This is a genomic window from Gracilimonas sp. BCB1 (assembly GCF_040117685.2).
Taxonomy (GTDB): domain Bacteria; phylum Bacteroidota; class Rhodothermia; order Balneolales; family Balneolaceae; genus Gracilimonas.
On the sequence record NZ_JBEDYP020000010.1, the window covers coordinates 95,194 to 110,889 of the forward strand.

General features: G+C 43.3%; 14 protein-coding genes. 11 read left to right on the plus strand and 3 right to left on the minus strand.

Annotated elements, in window-relative coordinates:
• The first annotated feature begins 76 nt into the window (after positions 1-76).
• The 11 genes from thrS (at position 77) to ABFW99_RS05480 (ending at position 9,666) form a co-directional block, all read left to right on the plus strand.
• A complete protein-coding gene (thrS, locus tag ABFW99_RS05430; RefSeq protein WP_349355148.1) occupies positions 77-2,020 on the plus strand; it encodes a threonine--tRNA ligase in 1,944 nt (647 codons plus the stop codon).
• Positions 2,021-2,038: 18 nt separating this feature from the next.
• Positions 2,039-2,581 carry a translation initiation factor IF-3 gene (gene infC, locus ABFW99_RS05435; RefSeq protein ID WP_255135932.1) on the plus strand — a complete coding sequence of 181 codons (543 nt, stop codon included), beginning with the start codon at positions 2,039-2,041 and terminating at the stop codon, positions 2,579-2,581.
• Between the two features lie 75 nt (positions 2,582-2,656).
• Positions 2,657-2,857, plus strand: a complete 201-nt coding sequence (gene rpmI, locus ABFW99_RS05440; RefSeq protein ID WP_255135856.1) for a 50S ribosomal protein L35 — start codon at positions 2,657-2,659, stop codon at positions 2,855-2,857.
• 19 nt (positions 2,858-2,876) lie between these two features.
• Positions 2,877-3,224, plus strand: coding sequence for a 50S ribosomal protein L20 (gene rplT / locus ABFW99_RS05445; protein ID WP_349355149.1), 348 nt, complete (start codon positions 2,877-2,879; stop codon positions 3,222-3,224).
• Between the two features lie 157 nt (positions 3,225-3,381).
• A complete protein-coding gene (pheS, locus tag ABFW99_RS05450; protein ID WP_349355150.1) occupies positions 3,382-4,389 on the plus strand; it encodes a phenylalanine--tRNA ligase subunit alpha in 1,008 nt (335 codons plus the stop codon).
• Positions 4,390-4,406: 17 nt separating this feature from the next.
• On the plus strand, positions 4,407-6,815 hold the full coding sequence (gene pheT / locus ABFW99_RS05455; RefSeq protein ID WP_349355151.1) for a phenylalanine--tRNA ligase subunit beta: 2,409 nt from the start codon (positions 4,407-4,409) through the stop codon (positions 6,813-6,815).
• A gap of 12 nt (positions 6,816-6,827) precedes the next feature.
• The gene (locus ABFW99_RS05460) at positions 6,828-7,082 is read left to right on the plus strand and encodes a hypothetical protein (RefSeq protein ID WP_349355152.1); all 255 of its coding nucleotides are present in this window, start codon (positions 6,828-6,830) and stop codon (positions 7,080-7,082) included.
• Positions 7,079-7,372 carry a cell division protein ZapA gene (locus tag ABFW99_RS05465; protein ID WP_421774406.1) on the plus strand — a complete coding sequence of 98 codons (294 nt, stop codon included), beginning with the start codon at positions 7,079-7,081 and terminating at the stop codon, positions 7,370-7,372. Before ABFW99_RS05460 ends, ABFW99_RS05465 begins: the two co-directional genes overlap by 4 nt.
• 29 nt (positions 7,373-7,401) lie before the next feature.
• The gene (locus ABFW99_RS05470) at positions 7,402-8,217 is read left to right on the plus strand and encodes a TIGR00282 family metallophosphoesterase (RefSeq protein WP_349355154.1); all 816 of its coding nucleotides are present in this window, start codon (positions 7,402-7,404) and stop codon (positions 8,215-8,217) included.
• Positions 8,217-8,909 carry an ABC transporter ATP-binding protein gene (locus ABFW99_RS05475; RefSeq protein WP_349355155.1) on the plus strand — a complete coding sequence of 231 codons (693 nt, stop codon included), beginning with the start codon at positions 8,217-8,219 and terminating at the stop codon, positions 8,907-8,909. The genes ABFW99_RS05470 and ABFW99_RS05475 overlap by 1 nt, the downstream gene beginning before the upstream one ends.
• A 70-nt stretch (positions 8,910-8,979) precedes the next feature.
• Complete coding sequence (locus tag ABFW99_RS05480; RefSeq protein ID WP_349355156.1) at positions 8,980-9,666, plus strand: tetratricopeptide repeat protein; 687 nt, start codon at positions 8,980-8,982, stop codon at positions 9,664-9,666.
• A 70-nt stretch (positions 9,667-9,736) separates the two neighbouring features.
• Here ABFW99_RS05480 and ABFW99_RS05485 read toward each other — a convergent pair whose 3' ends face one another.
• The 3 genes from ABFW99_RS05485 to ABFW99_RS05495 all read right to left on the minus strand — a co-directional run bounded on the left by ABFW99_RS05485 (position 9,737) and on the right by ABFW99_RS05495 (position 15,696).
• Complete coding sequence (locus tag ABFW99_RS05485) at positions 9,737-12,427, minus strand: helix-turn-helix and ligand-binding sensor domain-containing protein (protein WP_349355157.1); 2,691 nt, start codon at positions 12,425-12,427, stop codon at positions 9,737-9,739.
• Positions 12,428-12,599: 172 nt separating this feature from the next.
• Entirely contained in the window at positions 12,600-14,657 is a 2,058-nt protein-coding gene (locus ABFW99_RS05490) for a T9SS type A sorting domain-containing protein (protein WP_349355158.1), read from the minus strand.
• A 94-nt stretch (positions 14,658-14,751) separates the two neighbouring features.
• Positions 14,752-15,696: a glycosyl hydrolase family 17 protein gene (locus ABFW99_RS05495; RefSeq protein ID WP_349355159.1), complete on the minus strand. Its 945-nt coding sequence runs from the start codon at positions 15,694-15,696 to the stop codon at positions 14,752-14,754.

Below are 15,696 nucleotides of genomic sequence, written 5' to 3' on the forward strand. Positions count from 1 at the left end.
GGCAGAATAAGCCTGTGTGTACATACTATTTTTTTTATCTTCCACTGTTAAAGAAATTCTGAGAATAAAACACTGAATGGCAGACCAAAAAATTACGCTTACATTACCCGACGGAAGTCAACGAGAATATTCATCAGGAACCACAGGATTAGAAGTAGCGAAGTCTATAGCATCCGGCTTAGCCCGTGCCGCTCTTAGTATTACCGTGGATGGTGAGATTATAGATCTGGATCGTCCCATTACAAAAGATGCTGAAATAGCTATCAACACCTGGGACAGTGAAGACGGCAAATACACCTTCTGGCATTCCTCGGCTCATCTGCTGGCGGAAGCTATTCAGGAACTGTATCCGGATGCCAAGTTTGGAATTGGCCCGCCCATCGAAAGCGGATTCTATTACGATATTGATTTCGGGGATAAGCAGATCTCCCAGGAAGACTTGTCCAAGATTGAAGACAAGTTCATCGAGATGGCTCGTAAAAAAAATGAGTTTGACCGAAAGGAAGTAACCAAGCAGGAAGCCCTCGATTTCTACAAAGAAAAAGGTAATGAGTATAAAGTGGACCTGATTGAAGATCTGGAAGACGGAACCATTACTTTTTATACTCAGGGGGATTTCACTGATCTCTGCCGAGGCCCGCACATCCCAAATACAGGTGATGTGAAAGCAGTAAAATTGACCAGCCTGGCCGGTGCCTACTGGAGAGGAGATAATGAAAGTAAGCAGCTGACACGTATTTACGGGATCAGCTTTCCGAAGCAAAAAATGCTGGAAGAGCATCTTACTCGTTTGGAAGAAGCCAAGAAACGCGATCACCGCAAACTTGGTAAAGAGCTGGGAATTTATATGATCGACAATATGGTAGGCAGTGGCTTACCGATGTGGCTTCCCAATGGAACCGTACTTCGGCGAACGCTGGAAGCTTTTCTCCGTGATGAGCAGAAAAAACGCGGATATAAGGAAGTCATCACCCCGCATATAGCAAATATAGAGTTGTATAAGACTTCCGGGCACTACCCCTATTACCAGGATTCTCAGTACAACCCCATGCAGGTTGATGATGAAGAGTACATGCTGAAGCCAATGAACTGCCCCCACCACCACCGGATTTATTCCAACGATTTACGCAGTTACCGCGACCTGCCCCTGAGACTCGCTGAGTTTGGCTCCGTTTATCGCTACGAACAGTCGGGCGAGCTTAGCGGACTTTCACGCGTGCGTGGATTTACTCAGGATGATGCCCATATTTATTGCACGCACGACCAACTGAAGCAGGAAATAAAGCACACTATTGAACTCACGCAGTTTGTATTTAACACTTTTGGGATGCCGGTTGATATTCGCCTCTCCTATCGTGATGACAACGAGAAGAAGTATGGAGGTAATACTGAATACTGGGATCGTGCACAAAAAGAGATCCGTGAAGTAGCTGATGAAATGGAGCTCGATTATCATGTAGCTCCCGGTGAGGCCAGCTTCTATGGACCCAAGATCGATTTTATTATTCGGGATGCCATCGGACGGAAGTGGCAGCTTGGAACCGTTCAGGTTGATTATGTGATGCCGGAGCGCTTTGATCTGACTTATGTAGGATCAGACAATGAAAAACACCGTCCGGTTATTATACACCGCGCTCCTTTTGGGTCGATGGAACGTTTCACCAGTATTCTGATTGAACATTTTGCCGGAAACTTCCCGCTGTGGCTGGCTCCTGAACAAGTACGCATCCTTCCTATATCAGATGAACAGAACGCGTATGCCGAATATTGCTATGAGAAATTGAATGAACTTGGGGTTCGTGTTGAACTGGATTCCCGAAGTGAGCAGATCGGAGGAAAAATCCGGGATGCTGAAACGAGTAAGATCCCATATATGTTAATAGTGGGTAGTAAGGAAGTTGAAGATGAGACAGTTTCGGTTCGCCGTCATAAAAAAGGGGATATTGGAACTTTCAATTTTTCTGATTTTCTTTCAGACATAAACGAAGAAATACAAACTAAAGCTTTACCTAAAGACTAACTAAACAACGAGGTTACTATCGCAAGAAGAAGTTATCAGAGACGACCACAAAACGAGGATCGTCCTCGAATTAATGAAGAAATCAATGCAGCTAAAGTTCGGGTTATCAAACCTGACGAAGAGCATGAAATTACGACAGCTGAACGCGCCCTGCAGATAGCTGCATCGTATGATTTAGATCTCGTAGAGGTCGCCCCAAAAGCCAAGCCCCCGGTTTGCAAGGTGATTGACTATGGGAAATTTATGTACGAGAAAAAGAAAAAAGAGAAAGAAGCGAAGAAAAAACAGCATACTATATCTGTTAAAGAATTGCGCTTCCGTCCGAACACAGACGATCATGATCTTGAATTCAAAACCCGCCACGCACGAGAATTTTTGGAAGGTGGCGACAAGGTGAAAGCAACCGTGCAGTTCCGTGGACGAGATATGCTTTACACGGAAAAAGGTGAATTATTGCTTCTGCAGCTTGCTAAAGACCTTTCTGATGTAGGCAAAATTGAAAGTAAGCCTAACATGGAAGGCCGCAGAATGATCATGATGCTCGCCCCATCTAAAAGTTAATTCCTTCGTTGCACAGGGATACAAATCTCCCTATTTTATAAGTCTTTAAATTTTCACAAAAGTTGGTGGATTTCCATGCCAAAAATGAAAAGTAATAGTGGTGCTAAAAAGCGGTTTAAGGTTACCGGTTCCGGTAAAATTAAGCGTAAAAAAGCTTACAAGCGTCACATTCTGACAAAGAAAAGTAGTAAAACAAAAAGACAGCTTGGAAAAGACACATTGGTTGACAAAGCCGATGAAAAGTCTATCAAAAGACAGCTGCCTTATCAATCTTAATTTTTAAACTAACGACAAAATGCCACGTTCATTAAATTTGGTGGCTTCCCGTCGCCGTCGCAAAAAGATCATTGATCAAGCGAAAGGTTACTGGGGCAAGCGTAAGAACGTTTACACCATTGCGAAGAATGCCGTAGAGAAAGGACTTCTCTACCAATACAGAGATCGCAAAAATCGTAAGCGTAATTTCCGTCGATTATGGATCACCCGCATCAATGCGGCAGCAAGATTAAACGGTACAACCTATTCTAAACTCATCCACGGGATGAAGACCAAGAATATGGAGATCAACCGTAAGGTTCTTGCAGATCTTGCCGTACACGATGCAGATACGTTTGCTGCTATTGTTAAGGAAGCCACTGCTTAATTGCATATATTAAACGGTATAAACCGGCAGATCTTTTTTATAAGGTTTGCCGGTTTTTTTATTTTCGGGAACTAATTTAGGTTCCAGCGCAGATGTTAAGCCTCGTATACAGCATGCCATGCTGATGCGAAATCATTTTAAAAGAAAATCACAGTTCATGCTTAATGATATAAAAGCATTACAGGAAGAAATTAACAGCTTCTCCATCTCAGACGATGAGCAGCTCGAAGCATTCCGTCTTGAGTTTTTATCCCGAAACGGGAAAGTGCAATCCATGTTCAAAAATATGGGCAGCGTTCCCAAAGAAGAACGGGCTGAAGTTGGTAAAGCGATGAACCAGGTGAAAATGCTGGCTGAGTCAAAGTTTGAAGAAGCTAAAGCCGCACTTGAACAAAAGGAAAGCAAAAACCTGAGTGCCAAAGACGACATCACCCTTACTCCTCCTTCCTATCCTTTAGGATCGTTGCACCCGCTTACGCAGACCCTGGAAGAAATGAAATCCATTTTCTTCCGGTTGGGCTTTACCATTGCAGACGGACCGGAAATTGAGGATGATTTCCATAATTTCACGGCGCTCAACTTCCCCCCGAATCACCCGGCAAGGGATGAACAGGATACCTTTTTCATCAAGAAAAGTGATGACCCGAATATTCAGGATTTGGTGTTGAGAACACATACTTCACCGGTGCAGATTCGACTGATGGAAAACACGGAACCGCCTATCAGGGCTATTATGCCAGGACGTGTGTACCGGAACGAGGCTGTTTCACCCAAGTCTTACTTCTTATTTCACCAGGTGGAAGCTTTATATATAGATGAAAATGTAAGTGTTGCTGACTTGAAGGAAACGCTGATCACTTTTGCCAAGCTGATGTTTGGGACGGATGTAAAATACAGATTACGTCCCGGCTTCTTCCCTTTCACTGAACCCAGCCTAGAAATGGATATATGGTGGGGATCGGAGAAAGACGGTAAGTGGCTAGAGATTTTAGGCTCCGGCATGGTTGACCCCAATGTATTCAAACATGCAGGTGTTGATCCCGAGAAATATACCGGCTTTGCCTGGGGCATGGGTGTTGAACGTATTGCCATCCTCAGACACGGCATTGACGACATCCGTACCTTCTACGAAAATGACATTCGCTTCCTCGAACAGTTTAACTAAATACCTCCCCCGCTTTAATGAAAGTATCGTACAACTGGCTTAAAGAATTTATTGATCTTCCCCTCTCACCGGAAGAGACCGCAGAAAAACTAACACTAATCGGACTGGAAGTAGAAGAAATTGAATCTTTTGGCAGTTCTCTGGACGGAGTAATTGTCGGAGAAGTGCTGGAAGTCCGGGAACACCCAAACGCCGATCGGCTGCAGGTGTGTGATGTAAACCTGGGCGACTCCCAGACACAAATTGTGTGCGGGGCTAAAAATGTAGCTGCCGGACAGAAAGTACCTGTGGCTACAGTGGGTTCCACCCTTCCTATAAAACTGGATGATGGTTCCTTCCTGAAAATTAAAAAGGCCAAACTCCGCGGTGAAGTGTCTGAAGGAATGATTTGCGCCGAAGATGAACTCGGGCTTGGAACCGATCACGATGGCATCATGGTGCTGGATGAAGACTTAAAAGTGGGAACACCCATTTCGGAAGTCTTCGAGCTCTATGAAGATACCATCATCGACATTGCCATTACTCCTAACCGCCCGGATGCAACCTGCCACCTGGGTGTAGCAAGAGATTTATCAGCTGCTCTTAACATCGACCTGAAAAAGCCTGAGATTTCTACCGGTAAAACGGTTAAAGATTCCGATGACATCACCATAAAAATTGAGAATGCAGAAAAATGCCATCGGTATGTGGGCAAGATGGTCAAAGGCGTTGAAATCAAAGAATCACCAAGCTGGCTGCAGAATAAGCTGAAAGCCATTGGTGTGCGTCCGGTCAACAACGTAGTGGATGTTACCAATTACGTGATGTATGAATTGGGACAGCCGTTGCATGCTTTTGATTACGCTACCATTCGCGGCAAAGAAATCATAGTTAAGGATTTCAATAAGGAAATTGAATTTGAAACGCTGGATCATGTGAAGCGCAAATGTACACCGGGCACCTTGTTTATTTGTGATGGTGAAGGTCCCGTAGCCATTGCCGGCGTAATGGGCGGTGTGGATTCTGAAGTTGGAGATAACACCACTGATATCCTCATTGAAAGTGCCTATTTCGACCCCGGCTCCATCCGCAGAACAGCCAAAGAGCAAACCCTTCAAACCGATGCTTCCTACCGTTTTGAGCGCGGAATTGACCCAAACCTTCAGGCAATTGCTGCAGAACGAGCCGCTCAGCTGATTGCTGAGGTCGCCGGCGGAGAGATTTCAGAGGAAACGGTCGATGTTCACCCAACCAAAACAGAAACACATCAGCTTACCCTCCGAAAAAGCTATACCAATCGTTTGTTGGGAACGGATTTTGACACCTCAACCATCGCGAATATTTTGGAAGGACTGGAACTGAAGGAAGTTAAACGGAATGAGGATACCATTACCTATGGGATCCCTACTTTCCGCCCGGATTTGGAACGCGAAGTCGATTTAATTGAGGAAGTTGGTCGACTGTTCGACTACAACAAAATTCCCGCTCCGAAGCACGGAATTTATGTTTCTTCAGAACCGATTAACGAGTGGGAAAAACTCAATCAAAAAATCAGGAACACTTGTCTGCAGTTAGGACTTCGTGAAATCTATTCCAACTCGCTTATTTCTGAGAAAGAAGCCTCACATTTTGGTGAGCTCGATGATATGATTTCTGCACTCAATCCTTTAAATAAGGATATGAGCACTTTACGCCCTTCTCTTCTGCACGGATTTCTGAAATCAGCCTCTTACAACTTCAACCGTAAAAGGGCTGGTGTTCGGTTTTTTGAATTGGGGCATGTATTCAATGCCGATGAAGAAGGAACGTATTATGAAGGCATTAAAGAAGAAGTGCATGTTTTGCTTGGCCTGGCCGGACTAAAAAATCAGGACAGCTGGTCGGAAGAGGCAGAATCGTATTCCATTTTTGATCTGAAGGCTTTGGTTCAAGCTTTCTTCAGTAAACTGAATTTAATGGAGCATCTTTCATCGAAGGCAAAAGATGAAAACACTCTTGAATATTTTTGGGGAGATAAAAAAGTTGGGACCCTGTTCCTTCCTGCCGATGACTTAAAAGAAGCCTATGATTTCGATCAGGAAGCTTTTGTGGCTGAACTATCTGTGTCAACAATAGCCGAGGCTCTTGAGGTTATACCTGAAAATACTTTTACAGCCGTTCCTAAATTTCCCGCATTCGAATTCGACTTTGCTGTGATTGTTTCTCAATCGGTTACAGCCGGAGAACTGATGGAGGTGATAGAAGACAAAGCCGGCGATCAGCTGGAAAGCATTGATATTTTTGATGTTTTTGAGGGTGAGTCAATCGGAAAAGGAAACAAAAGCCTGGCCTTTCGGTTAAACTTCCTGAATCCGAACAAGACCTTGAATATCAAAGAAGTAGAACCTATTATTCAGCGAATTGTTAAATCATTGGAAAAAGATTTTTCAGCTAAACTGAGAGGGTAACCAAACCTGCATATGAATAAACTTTCACAACAAAGCGACAAGTTCAGACGGCTGCTGGATGAAGTGGGTTCCGAGGTGGAAGGTCTGAAACAGGAAATTCGCGAGCTTAAGAAGGACAACGCCAAGCTTAAAGCCAAACTCGAGGAAGAACACGAAAAGCAAACCGATATCTTTTCTGCTATCACAGAATCAGAAAGGCTGGCGCTTAGGCAACACGTGCAGGGGCTTATCTCAAAAATTGACCATCACCTTGGAGTTGATTCATGAAATCGATAAAAGTTACCATCCTCGGCAAACAATACCCTCTAAAAGTAGAGGATCATGAAGAAGAATCCATGGTCCGAATCTGCAAGTTTGTGGATGAACGTTTTAAAACCTACCGGCAGCAACTGGTGAAACAGCCGGAATCTACCGTTATGGTGCTGGCTGCGCTTAGCATAGCCGAAGAGCTTTTTGAAGCCCGTAACGCAAATACAGAATTAGAGAATAACGAAGAAGTTCTGATGGAGCGGGTGAATCACAGTCTCGAACGCCTGCTCACCGAAATCAAAGAATAATAATCCCCTATAAATAGCAGGAGTATATTTTGGCTGATACAATCAGCATTTTTTTTGTTGGCGACATAGTTGGAGACCCCGGTATTGAAATGACCAATACCTTCTTACCCAGTCTTATTAAGAAGTATGATGCCGACTTTGTGATCGCCAATGCCGAAAATTCCCACGAAGGATTTGGAACAAACAGGAAAATCATAAAAAACCTGCTTAACCTTGGAGTAAATGTGGTTACCGGTGGCGATCATTCTTTTGACAAATGGAAGGTGTTTGATTACATGCGCGATCATGATCATATCCTCCGCCCTCTTAACTACCCTAAAGGAAATGCCGGGCTTGGTTTCAGTATTCATGAAGTGCCCAATAAAAATGTAAAGGTAGGCGTACTGAATTTGCAGGGGCGTACTTTTATGAAGGCCATTGACGATCCTTTTTCCACAGCCGAGTGGGCGTTGGAGAAAATCAGGGAAGAGACGAAGATCATTTTTGTGGATTTCCACGCCGAAGCCACCGCTGAGAAAATATCCATGGGCTGGCATATTGACGGAAAAGCTTCGGTGATGGTTGGAACGCATACTCATGTTCAAACCAATGATGCCCGTATATTTCCGCAAGGACTCGGTTACCTGACCGATGCCGGTATGACCGGCTCCATGAACGGAGTTATCGGGATGGACAAGAAAGTAGCCATCAAGCGATTAATGACGGGGGTCCATCAGAAATATCAGCCCGCTTCCGGCGATAATCAGCTTTGTGGGGCTTTAGCAAAAGTAGATATCGAAACCGGAAAATGTGTGCACATCGAGCCCGTTACCTATCCCGGACTAAACAATTCAGCTACCGATTAATGGATAACCAAAAGATCGTTCTTCAAGCAAAGGACTTATATAAAAGCTTTCCGGGCGGACCTGATAAAGGAGAGCTTAAAGTATTACAGGGTATGAATCTGGAGATTACTGAAGCGAGCATCACATCGATTGTTGGCTCGAGCGGAAGCGGTAAAAGTACACTGCTTCATATTCTGGGAGGTCTGGATCGTGCTGATTCCGGAGATGTATTCTGGAATGAAAAGAACATTTCGACTTATAAGCCGGATAGCCTGGTTGATTTCCGAAATAAGTATATCGGCTTTGTTTTTCAATTCCACCATTTACTGCCGGAATTTACCGCGCTCGAAAATGTGGCTATGCCCGCGCTGATTGCCGGCACCCAAACCGGTGAGGCGTATGAACGGGCTCATGAACTGCTTGGCCTTTTTGGTATCGATGAGCGGTCGGGCCACCGCCCTACCCAACTTTCAGGTGGTGAGCAGCAACGGGTATCCATGGCCCGAGCGCTTATGAATAACCCACGTGTGGTACTTGCTGACGAACCCACCGGAAACCTTGATCAGGAAAACACAGATATTATCCTGGATCTTTTGTTTGAGCTCCGGGAAGCTATGGGCGTTTCTGTATTGCTGATTACGCACGAAAAGGAAATCGCAAGCCGATCGGATACCATCCTTGAATTAAAAAATGGTGTTTTAGAATCACTTTAAGGTTTTGGGAAGTCCCAAAACAGTCCTATTTTTACACCCTTCAAATCACAGCTATTTTAAATTAATAAACATGTCGAAACGACTTTCAAAAGAAGAATTAGAATCTGATCCGCTGATTGAGAATTATAATCGTGCAGCGGCTTATGTAACTGAAAACAAGAGCTTCATCACCACTGTAGCCATTGCAGTTGTGCTTGTTGTAGGCGGCATTATAGGATATAATTATTATTCCTCTGCACAGGAACAGGAAGCACAGCAGTTACTGTCTGTAGCCGAGAACTACTATAATCAGGCTGATTACGAAAACGCTCTTTATGGTGATGAGTTTGAGCTGACCTATGGATTCGATCAAATTTCTGAGGAATTCCCACGAACTAACGCCGGCAATATTGCAAACTTCTATGCCGCTGTATCCAGTTACGAACTGGGCGATATTGAAAATGCACTCATATTCATGGAAGAGTTTGAGGTGCCCAAAGGCATTCTTGGTGTAGGCCCTCTTAGTCTCCATGGTAAACTGCTAATGGCCAATGAAAGTTATGAAGCCGCAGCAGAGAAATTCGTTCAGGCCGCTAATTGGGATGAGAACAGTGTTACTACTCCATCTAACCTTTTGGAAGCCGCACAAGCTTATTATCAGGCCGGTAACTACGACAAAGCTGATGAATTGGCTACTCAGATTATTGAAGAGTACCCGCAAAGCGGACAAATTGCTGAGTCTGAAAAGCTGAAAGGAATGATAGCTGCAATAGGCTAAACTTTCTTTCGAGAAAGTGTTAAGGCTGCCTTTTTCAAGGTAGCCTTTTATGTTTCTAATAGTGAGTGAGTTATATGGAATTGAGGTAGCTGTGCAAATCCTCGTCTGTTTCGATATTGAGCTTCTTCCTTAATCTCGACCGGCTGATATAAACACTGGATGGTTTAATATTCAGCATATTGGAAATTTCCTTGCTGTTAAAACCAATTTTGATGTATGCACAAAGGCGCAAATCGTAGCGAGTCAGATCCGGGAATTCATCCCTTAATGTGTCAAAAAATTCCTGGTGTAGCTCATCAATCTGTATTTCGAAGGTGTTGTCTTCCGGCTCAATATGAGAGTCAATTATCCGAAGAATCTCTGAACTACGGACTTTAACTGATTCCGGGTTATTGCCAATTTGCTCAAATTTGCTTTTCAGCTTTTGCAGGATTCTGTTCTTCTCATCATTCTCCTTGGCTTTGGTAGCCAGCTCAATGGTTTTTGATTTCAGCTGTGCCTTAAGCTGTTCAAACTCTGCACGGGATTTCTGTTGCTCGGCAAGCTTCAGCGTCTTTTTGTGTTTCTCCTGCTGTTGCTGCAGCGACTTTCGCTGATTTATCAGCATATCTTTCTTCTGTTTTCCCAGAGAAACTTCCTGCCAGCGGTATAAACCATACATCATCAAAATTGTGGCTAACACATAGAATGAATACGCATACCAGCTTAAATACCAGGGTGAAGCTATACTGAAATTCAAACTATTGGGCTGAGAGATGATACCATTAACTCTTGCGCGTGCGGTAAATGTATGCTCATCATATGATAAACCCACGAGATCAAAATCTGATTCTTTTATCCAGCTACTCCATTGGCCTGTATCTTGTTCCCGGTATTGATAATAAGCTCCGTCCACATTCGGTACTATTCCCCGTATTCTGATGTTATTGAAGCGATGAGGAAGTTCAGCACCGGGGTATGCTCTCATCTTATTCTCATTATTGTATGCCACCGCCTCCCTGAAAATCAGCTGAAAATTCAGGCTATCTTCATTCCCATTGTTGTCCAGTTTTTTGAAAGCAAAGCCATTATAAACCGGGTAGAATTCGTATTGTTCATTTAGTTGTTCGGGATTAGTATTACCAAGTAATAAGTCATCAATTTCCTCTGTTTCCCCATCCAGTCTCTGTTCTGAGAAGTCATTCTGAATTGAATTGTAATCATACCGGTGAGTCTCGGTTAACACCACAATGTTATCACCGGATTTTCTTAATACATGCTCCTCCCCTTTAAATTCTTCTGATAGAAAAATCTCTCGTTCGATTGGATATAAGTTTTCGTTCAGTGTTGCCTTAATCACTCCATAGTTTGGGATATTAACCCAAATTGTTTGCCCCTTTCCTTTAATCACCCGATTACAGGATCCGAGAATAAGCTCCATCTTCTCACGAAAGCTCCATTCATTACCAGTTTTCTCATAAACTGAAATGCCATTGTATGTACCTGCAAGCAATACATCACCAAAGGGCTGCAGCGTCCATATCCCCTTTTGTTCACCTATCTTTCGGGCGTTATTACCTTCAACCGAAAAGAGCCCCTGATCGTGACTCATCAATATCTGATCATCGATGGTTTGCAGCGACCAAACTTGCCCTTCTGTACCTTTTATTAAACTGAATTGTCCCAGGTCTCCGGTATTATTGAGTGATTGCCAATTGGTTGTATACAGTCCCTGATTGGTGCCTAAATAGAATGTGTCTCCGGTGACTTCAGCCGTATATCCTGTTCCAAAATTGCCTTCATAATCATAGAAGAAGGTGTACTCATTTCCTAAGTCAAGAAACGAAACACCATAATCCATAGACAGCCACAGCTTGCCATTAGGTTGGTGGTGCAAACTCAACACCGTGTTGTTTTGCAACCCTTTATTTTTGTTGATGTGATGAATCAGGTTTCCCTGAATATCACTGATATATAAACCCTGAGATATGGTTCCAAAAGCAAGCCTTATGCTATCGATCTTCTCAAAACTGAATACACTGCCTTTCTTCAACTCATCCGATAATTCGTTACCAACCGGACTGATGGAACCTGATGTATATTGCCACAACCCTGAATTCCGTGATACCAGAACTAGCCCTTCGTTATTTTCATACACCCCGGTGATATCATTTGGTGATCGCTCTGCAGTTGTTGTAAGCTTTTGGGGAGATAAGTCACTCAATTCGAACAAGCCTTCTTCATCAACAAATAAGAACCTGTCTCCTACTACAAAGCTCTTACTTATGGATCCCGGAGCTGAAATCTTTGTGAGATTTTCATCTTTATAGATGTAAATATTGCTCGCCGAAACAAACAGGATGTTGTCATTGAGATGGTGAACATTCCAAAACTCTTCATTTATTTCATTCAAATCCTCTTTAAACGGATATAAAGAAGTATATTCAAACTCATTGTATTTATTTCTTTCCCACACGCCGAAGTCCAAATCGGAACCGGTGTAGATCAATGAGTCATTCTTTACCAATATCGATCTTATAATACCCTGACTACCCTTGTAATCGCTCCAGACCTCTCCATCAAACTCTAACATAGCTTTATCGGCAGCCATGTAAATAATACCATTTGGTGCACTGTCAATAGCCCAGACTTTTCCTTTATGATTATAGTCGGAGGGAGTAAAATTCTTTAGATAGGGAACCCCTTTCACCGCTTCTTGCTGTGCTACGCAAATAGATGCACATAGCAGATGAAGTGATAAATATGTAATTAACTTTTTCAAGAAACGAGCGTGCTTATTATACCTGATCCTACTCAACAATTGGTACATTATACCTATATAACCTTTTCCACTGAAAATCATTCTAACTAATTAGACTAATTCGGTGTTTTTTAAACATAAAAAAACCGACTCATAAAGAGCCGGTTTTTTTTGAATCTATTCGAGAGGTTGATTACTTGATCAACATCATTTTTTTGGTAGCCGAAAAATTACCGGCAGAAATACGATAAATGTACATTCCGCTGGAGAGATTACTGGCATCAAAAGTCAGCGTATAGCTGCCTGCTGCCTGTCGCCCTTGAGTAAATGTGGCTACTTCTCTTCCCGTAATATCATACACCGTTAGTGATACGTTTGCAGCGCTTGGTATCTGATAAGAAATATTAGTAGTCGGGTTAAACGGGTTGGGATAGTTCTGATCTAATGAAAAGCTGGATGGGATAGCCTCGTTTTCATTTGATGTAAGAGTACCGCGTGTAAGCATTAAATCGAAGGAGCTTTCAGCAAATCTAACGCTGTCTCCCGCCATGGCTGTTACAGTCCAAATGAGGTCAATTGAACTTTCTGCACCCACATTGAGGCTGGCTAAAGCATCATCCAGTGCCTGATAGGTCAATGTAAGCGTGGTATCGGATCCGTTATTGTCAGACGGGATACTCAATAGTGGATCAGAGAAGTCACCTTCAGGAACATCAGCATGCCAGGTGTACATAACGTCTGTATTAGAGGCAGCTTTGCTCCACGATATCTCTACTTCCGTGGACTGTTCACCTTCAAGGTTAAGATCGGTACCGTCCGGAGGAGATAACAGAGAAAATGCTTCAATTGCAGGCTCTACGTACACTTCCAGAGATACGTTATCAAGTACAACAATACCAACATCCGCTCCCATATCAAATAAAACACGGCTAGACGGACCACCAAAGGTATTACCGGTTCCATCATCAATGGCAGAGAGAATCACTTTATAAAGTTGGGTGCTATCTACCAGGGTAACAGACTGTGTAGCTGCATAGAACGGGCCTTCACTCTGACCTATTCCAACAATCATATCGCGTGTGTTACCTGATGAGGTTGAAGCCTCAAAAGACAGTACGTAGGTCTCGCCGGCAGTAAGGTCCACAAGTTGACTGAGGTTTACATCAAAGGCATTTCCGGCTGTAGCCACATCAGCAAAGTTATAGCTGTTTCCACCCTCTGTGCGGATGTCCAGAGCATTACCGTACCATGAACCATCATCACCTGCTTCAAAGTCACCATTGGTAAGCAGATTTCCTTTAGGAGGCTCGGTTCCTCCGCCACAGGTTTGGTCAAAAGCTACTGTGGTATTTTCGGTTCCCAGCTGCCAGTTTCCTGCAAATGAGTCTTTACTCCAAAGCAGGTTCAAGTCAACTTCAGCCGGTGGTGCGCCTCCATTCCAGGTTAATGTCATTGTAAGCGTTCCGTCTTCAAGAGTATCTACAGCGGATGGTGTCGGGCTTCCTGTGATTGGACCACCAAATGCGTTGGCAATCAGCACATCCAAGCTGTCATCATTTGCAGACTTCATGCTGATTCTCATAGATTGAGCATCTTCATTCTCAATGGTAAGAATGGCTTCGCTTGCTGTTTCAGCAGTAATACCGTTATTGAAAACGGGCTCGGCACAGAATGCAACTGTATTACCGGTTTGAGTGGTATCCTCCATCTCTTCAGAGAATGTCAGATTATCAAAGTAAATGGTTGCATCTTCTGATCGGTCTCCGAAATCCGGGAAGATGGTGATTCCATTGTATTGTTCACCTCCGGGAGGATTGGCATAGTCGGAGAAATCAAAAGTCAGTTCTTCCCACTCTCCGGTAACGGTATTGGCAACTTTGATATCTCCCGGCGAAAAACCAGAAGCCGTTTCAAGTTTAATACCTACATCACTGATCTTAGATTTCCAGACCATTAGCGAGATAGTTCGGTTTGTAGAGTCCAGTGTAAATTGACCGATGTCTCCAGAAGTAGCTCCTGCAAAACTAGCTCCGGCTGCTCTGGCGGTAAAAGAGGCTACCGAATCAGACGTATTGGCTCCTGATTTATCAGGGTTCTCGATTACATCTACAGCCGGGTTGTCTACGTTTTCAAAAACGGTCCACTCCCAGTCTACTCCAATGCCATTTGCTTCAAAATCAACCGGGTTGTTTTGAGCAAATGCAAACGATGTAACCGCAAGCATCATTAGTGTTAATAGTGTTTTCTTCATAGTTCTGGTAATTAATTGTTTATGATTAGTATCGTTTCTTCTATGTTCTGTTTTTAGTGAGTTTATGGTTGTTAATTATGATTATGCGTTGATGTTAAACATCAATTTCCTTTGGAATGATGTGCTGAACAGCCGATTTTGGCGTTCTGTCTATATTGAATAATCCCCAGTGTTTTTCGGGTTCTAAAGGCTCCGGAGAGCCTTTCCAGTCTTCGTCAAAAGCTTCAAAAAAGAAGGTCATTATGCTTTCCTCTGTAGTCCATTCGGTAAGCTGATCGAAATAAACTTTTTGATGGGCTTCACTTACATGGTTAGCAGAAATACCACTTCCGTTCGACTGCGTAGCCCAGCCAGCCTCAGTTATAATCACAGGCGTATCCGGATATTTTTGAGCTACGGAGTAATAATTGTCTTTGGTGTACCCAATCCCTTCGTTTATATGCTTGTATTCCCAAACCGGGTAGGTATGGATGGAAATGAAGTCGACCGCGTTGGCCAGCTTTTCCAGTTTAAAAAGCCAAGGAACATAGTTTTCACAAAATGTAACCGGTTGAGAGGCTTGTTCTTTCACCATATTTACATAGCCGAGAACCTTGTCCTCATGTACATAGTGATCGGTCCAGTCTACACAAGATTCGTTTCCGACAGATAATGCAAAAATGATATCCGGGTAATCATTACCGAACTCAATCAAACTGTTAATAAGCTTTTGATTGTTTTCAGCATTCAGCTCCAGCTCAGATTCAGAATAAACACCGCCGCCCCAGGGGCAGTTAAAATTATTCATTTCAGCCTCGATAAAGGCTCCAAGCATTACTTTAAAATCCATGCTTTCATTCCGAATAACTTCAAGAACTGTTTTAGCATGCTCATCACAGTTATAGAGGCGCAGATAATCCCAGTAATTGTTAAGAAGCAGTAAATCTTCTTTTACTTCTTCATAACTCGGAAACGTATGTTCCGGGTGCTGTCCCTTTCTGAATCCTGAATAACAGATTGCCTGACCGGGTGATATGTCTAATTCTTTAAAACTGTTCAT